The 1,120-nt window shown below is 39.4% G+C and carries 1 protein-coding gene; it reads right to left on the bottom strand.

Annotated features, from left to right (window positions below; all coding sequences use genetic code 11):
* Positions 1-858, bottom strand: an 858-nt coding sequence (locus tag ACFIK4_RS09450) for a tyrosine-type recombinase/integrase (RefSeq protein WP_375675821.1), incomplete at its 3' end; no start/stop codon positions are given.
* Positions 859-1,120: the final 262 nt, after the last annotated feature.

Consider the following 1,120-nt stretch of genomic DNA (forward strand, 5'->3'; position numbering starts at 1 on the left):
AATTTTCAGCGCTTCTTTTGATAAGGGGACGCGAAATTCTGTTGTAGTATCACGCTTTCCTTTCATATTTTCAGCAGGAATTGTCCAGACATCATCTTCAATTTGACCTTCACGAATATGACGCAAAGGAAAAGTACGAACTCCTGTCAAAATAAGCAAACGCAAAGCCAGTTGTGTTAGGATTGTTGTTTGGCAAAGTGTTTTATAAAAGGCAGGGACCTCTTTCCAATCCATTGCGGGCATGTTTTGCGTTTTATGACGTTGTTTGCCTAAGAGAGCACGTGCTTTTTCTGTTGCTTGTAAATCAACATCCAATCCTAGTGCAGCCGCATGTTTGAGACATATATTAAGACGATTAAGAGCTCTATTAGCTGTTCCAGCTTTTGTATGCCAGATAGGAGCAAGAGTATTGCGTATCTCAGTTTGGGTAATTTCTGAAACGGGTAAACAGCCTAATTTGGGGAGAATATGAAGACGTAATGGTAAAAACCAATGTCCGTCTTTTCCATCCCCTTTTAATTCAGCTTTACGACTTTCAAAAGCATCCACGGCAATATCTTTTAAATAATGGAGATTGCTTATTGCTTCACGCTTTTGTTTATTGCGTTCTTTAATAGGGTCACGACCCTCATGCAAAACAGAACGCCATTGATTTGCCAATTCACGCGCTTTTTTTAAAGAAACGTTTCGCAATGCCCCCAAGCCCATTTCACGACGGCGCCCATGAATGGTATAACGGTAAATCCATTGAGCACCTCCATCTTTACGCTTGTGAAGTAACAAGCCGGCACCATCGTTATATTTGCCAGCCCCTAATGTTGCAACAGATCTTGCATTAAGACGGTTCATAAGAGCCATTTTAAGTCCTTTCTTATACAAATTTTATCCACACACTCATCCCACTTGCTATGTGCAAACGAGTGGTTTTGATTGATTCAATATAAACAGATTTGAAATAAGAGAATCTTACGTTATTCGGGTCTTTAACTCAATATGAATAACGCTAGATTATCATTATAAATCAATAGCTTGTCACCAACTGACAAGCTTGCGAAACAAACCTTCTGTCGACAAATCTGATGCGTTACTTTCTTTCTCTAAATGCTCTTCATCATACATC

Source organism: Bartonella sp. AP9QHHD, from assembly GCF_042195625.1.
Taxonomy (GTDB): domain Bacteria; phylum Pseudomonadota; class Alphaproteobacteria; order Rhizobiales; family Rhizobiaceae; genus Bartonella.